This window comes from Rhizobium ecuadorense (assembly GCF_001187535.1).
GTDB lineage: Bacteria > Pseudomonadota > Alphaproteobacteria > Rhizobiales > Rhizobiaceae > Rhizobium > Rhizobium ecuadorense.
The window spans coordinates 1-4,507 of record NZ_LFIO01000724.1; the positions used below are offsets into that span (position 1 = coordinate 1).

3 protein-coding genes are annotated in these 4,507 nt (G+C 63.3%); all 3 read left to right on the forward strand.

Annotated features, from left to right (window positions below; all coding sequences use genetic code 11):
• Positions 1-1,050 (forward strand): M10 family metallopeptidase C-terminal domain-containing protein (locus AF337_RS13565; RefSeq protein ID WP_167347750.1); only part of this gene is annotated, 1,050 nt, incomplete at its 5' end.
• Positions 1,051-1,185: 135 nt separating this feature from the next.
• A complete protein-coding gene (locus AF337_RS13570) occupies positions 1,186-2,907 on the forward strand; it encodes a type I secretion system permease/ATPase (protein ID WP_082336808.1) in 1,722 nt (573 codons plus the stop codon).
• Between the two features lie 60 nt (positions 2,908-2,967).
• Positions 2,968-4,281, forward strand: a complete 1,314-nt coding sequence (locus AF337_RS13575) for an HlyD family type I secretion periplasmic adaptor subunit (RefSeq protein WP_049732490.1) — start codon at positions 2,968-2,970, stop codon at positions 4,279-4,281.
• Positions 4,282-4,507 lie beyond the last annotated feature (226 nt).

Here is a 4,507-nt window from a genome sequence, read left to right on the forward strand (position 1 = left end):
ACCTTCACGCCGGATGCCAACTACAACGGCCCGGTCAGCCTCAGCTACACCGTCATCGACGGCCATGGCGGCAGTCTGCCGGCAAGCCAGAGCTTCACGCTTGATGCGGTCAACGACGCGCCGACGGCGGTTGTGTTGTCGAACACAGTCACGTCGACGCTTGAAAATGGGGGCGTGATCAAAGTTGCCGATATCGCGGTCACCGATGTCGATTCCGGAAACAACGTATTGTCGCTGTCTGGCAGTGACGTCGCTTCATTCACGATCTTGAATGGCGCGCTGTACTTCAACGGTGGCGCGGACTTCGAAGCGAAGGCCGGCTACGACGTGACCGTGAACGTGAATGATGCAACGGTCGGCGGCACGCCGGATGCCTCGCATAACTTCCATCTCGGCATCATCGACGTGATCGAAAGCGACAGCGATACGAGCAATGACCACGATACCGACACAGCGACCGCCACAACGACAAATTGGGGCGAAACCAACGGTGTCGATACCAAGGTCGGAAATGGGGCGGACAATACAATCAGCGGCGGCAACTCCGGTGATACGCTTTATGGCCAAGCAGGTAACGACACGCTGAATGGAAATAACGGGGCCGACAAGCTCTACGGCCAGGCGGGCAACGACATACTGATCGGAAGCCAAGGCCTGGACACGTTGTACGGCGGCTCCGGCAACGACACGCTCAACGGCAGCGGCGAGCAGGATGACCTTTGGGGTGGCTCCGGCAATGACACATTTGTGTTTACCGCCGTGGGCGACAGCGCGTCCGGCGCCCCGGACACGATCTTTGACTTCCACCATGGGTTTGACAAGATCGATGTTAGCGCGCTCGACGCCTATACGGCCAACCCCAACACCCCCGGTGATCAAGCCTTCGCCTGGGCTGGAACAACGGTGACGACCCACAGTGCCTGGTACACGGAAAGCGGCGGCAACACGATCCTTCACTTCGATAGCAACGGAGACGCGAATACCGACGAAACGACGATCGTCTTGACAGGCACAAACCTGGGCTTAACGAGTTCGGATTTCATCCTCTGATCAAAACGGCGGCCGCTTTCCGGCCATGTCGCCACCGCGGCGGTTCGCGGTGGCGGGCTCCACAATCGATCTTTGCGATCAGCATGACGGAAGCACGGTAAAAGCCGCCTGCGGTACTGTGAAAGAAGAAGTATCATGTTTGCTTTCCTGAACCTGCGTGTTTTCGGCGGTCTTGTTGTCGCGAGCTTCGTCATCAACTTGCTGGCGCTGACCTCGCCGCTGTTCATGCTGCAGATCTACGACCGGGTTCTGGCGAGCGGGAGCGTTCCGACGCTGGTCGGCCTCGGTGTTCTCGCGCTCTGGCTTTACGGTTTTCAGGCGGCGCTCGACATCCTTCGTTCGCGCATCCTGCTGCGCATCGGCGAGCGCTTCGACCGGGAACTTTCGGACCGGGTGCATGCGGCGGTGACGTGCCTGCCGCTCATGGCCCGTATGCCCGGCGACGGCCTGCAGCCGCTGCGCGATCTCGATAATGTGCGAGGCTTCCTGTCGGGCGCCGGCCCGACGGCGCTCTTCGACCTTCCCTGGATCCCGCTCTATCTCGCCATCTGCTTCATCTTCCATTTCTGGCTCGGCATGACGGCGCTTGCCGGGGCGATTGTGCTGGTGTCGCTGACGCTGCTGACGAACATCCTTTCGCAGAAGGCAATCAAGGAGGTGACGGCCCACAACATGGCCCGCAACGGGCTCATGGAAGCCGCTCGCCGCAATGCTGAGGTCGTCCATGCGATGGGTCTCTCGCGCCGGATTGGCGCGCGTTGGCGGAAAGCCAATTCCGACTATCTGACGGCGAACCGCCGGGCGGGCGATGTCACGGGGGGCCTTGGCGGCCTTGCCAAGGCGCTGCGCGTCATCCTGCAATCGACGATCCTCGGCGTTGGCGCATGGCTGGTCATCAATCAAGTAGCGACACCCGGCGTGATGACCGCCGCTTCGATCATGATGGGCCGTGCGCTTGCCCCGGTCGATCTCGCCATCGCCAACTGGAAGCCCTTCCTTATGGCGCGGCAGAGCTGGGCCCGGCTGCAGGACATGCTGAGGAAGGTGCCTGAACAACCGCAGGCCTTGCCGCTGCCGAAGCCGGTGCGGGAACTGCGCGCCGAAGAGCTCACCATCGTTCCTCCGGGCGAACGCAAGCCGAATGTCGGCGGCGTCGGCTTTGTCATGGAGCGCGGAACCGCACTCGGCATCATCGGGCCGTCCGGCTCGGGCAAGTCGAGCCTCGCAAGGGTGCTGGTCGGGGCATGGGCGCCGGCGGCCGGGAATGTCCGCCTTGACGGGGCCAGCCTCGACCATTGGGACAAGGAGGCGCTTGGCCGCCACATCGGGTATCTGCCGCAGGGCGTGGAACTGTTCGACGGCACCATCGCCGAGAACATCGCTCGATTCGAGGATGATCCCGATCCGGCGGCGATCGTGGCAGCGGCGAAAGCGGCGGGCGCGCACGAATTGATCCTTTCCTTCGGCAAGGGCTATGAAACTTGCATCGGCGAAGGCGGCTCCGCGCTGTCGGCCGGTCAGCGCCAGCGTATCGGCATCGCCCGCGCGCTTTATGGCGATCCCTTCCTCGTGGTGATGGACGAGCCGAACGCCAATCTCGACGCTGAGGGCGAGGCAGCCGTGGTCAGGGCCATCGTCTCGGTTCGCGAGCGCGGCGGCATCGCGATCGTCGTCGCGCACCGGCCGAGCGCGATCAGCGTCGTCGACAAGGTGCTGATGATGGAGGGTGGCCGCCAGCGCGCCTTCGGTCCGAAGGACGAGGTGCTGTCAAAGGTTCTGCAGGTGGCTCCTGCTCCGGAAAGGGGCCGTGCAGAGGCAGGAAACAGGCCGCAGACGAATACGGCGCGCAGACGATGACCGGAGACGCCGAATGGCAGCTTGGCAACGCTTGCCACAACATGACGATGGGGGACATCCATGACCGGGACTGACAGGGACGGCGGCCTTTCCGCTTCCATCCGTCGGCACTTGCTCGGCAGCCTCGTGATGTGTGGCGGCCTTGTCGTCGGCGTTGGCGGCTGGGCATCGACGACGAACCTCGCCGGAGCCGTGGTGGCGTCCGGGAGCTTCGTGGTCGACTCCTATGTGAAGAAAGTTCAGCATCCGACCGGCGGCGTGGTTGGCGAAATCCTGGTTCACGAGGGCTCGGAGGTGAAAGCCGGCGACGTGGTGCTCAGGCTCGACGCCACGGCGACGCGCGCCAATCTGGCGATCGTCACGCGACGGCTGGATGAGTTCCAGGCGCGCGTCGCGCGGCTCGCGGCCGAACGCGACGACCTGCCAGCGATCGTGTTTCCTGACAGCCTGCTGACTCGGCGGGACGATCCCGAAATCGCCGCGATCCTGCGCGGAGAGGAACGGCTCTTCGCCATCCGCCGCGAGGCGCTGCGAAGCAAGACGGCGCAACTGCGCGAACGCATTCTTCAGTACCAGCACGAGATCGAGGGCGTGAAGGCGCAGGAGATCGCCTATACCGAGGGCATCGAGGTGCTCGACAAGGAAATCGCCTCCCTCACCTCCCTGCGCATGCAGGGTGCGGTTTCGGACCAGCGGCTCAACAGCCTCAAAACCCAGCGCGCCACCTTCGGCGGAGACCGCGGCGAGCAGATCGCCGCTCAGGCGCAGGCTGCCGGCCGCATCACTGAGACGAACCTCCAGATTCTCCAGGTCGATCAGGATCTGAAGGCCGAGGTCGGACGGGAACTGCGCGATACGCAGGCGCAGATCGGCGAGTATGTCGAGCGCAAGATTGCCGCCGAGGACGAGCTGAAGCGCACCGACATCGTTGCTCCGCAGTCCGGCATCGTCCATTCGCTCCAAGCGCATACGATCGGCGGCGTCCTGACGCCCGCGGATCCGATCATGCTGGTCGTGCCGGAAAATGACAACCTGGCGCTGGAGGTGCGGATCGCGCCGAAGGACATCGATCAACTCCAGATCGGCCAAAGGGCGGTGCTGCGCATGTCGGCTTTCAACCAGCGCACCACGCCGGAGCTGAATGGCCATGTAAGCCTCGTCGCCGCCGACCTCACCACCGACCAGCGCACCGGGCTTTCCTACTACCTCGTGCGTATAGCCGTGCCGCCTGAAGAACTGAGGAAGCTGGATGGTCTGACGCTGCTGCCGGGCATGCCGGCCGAGGCCTTCATCCGGACCAGCGAGCGTACCGCGCTGTCCTATTTGATCAAACCGCTCACAGACCAGATCAACCGAGCCTTCCGGGATGAATAGGGCGCCCGAGATGAATAGGGTGTAAGGCGCATCGGTCTTACAGAGAGCAGTTTCTACTTGCCGACTTCCCGGCAGCGCCTTCGGCCACCCGATCCATCCGATGTTGATCCCGTTCCCGGTCGCCTTCTGGATTGACGGACGGCGCTGCCGCCGCCCGCTATTCCAGCCACCGCTAGAGCCTTTCCTGGTTAGATTGAAGCATTCTGTTGGCTCAAACGGAGTCGGA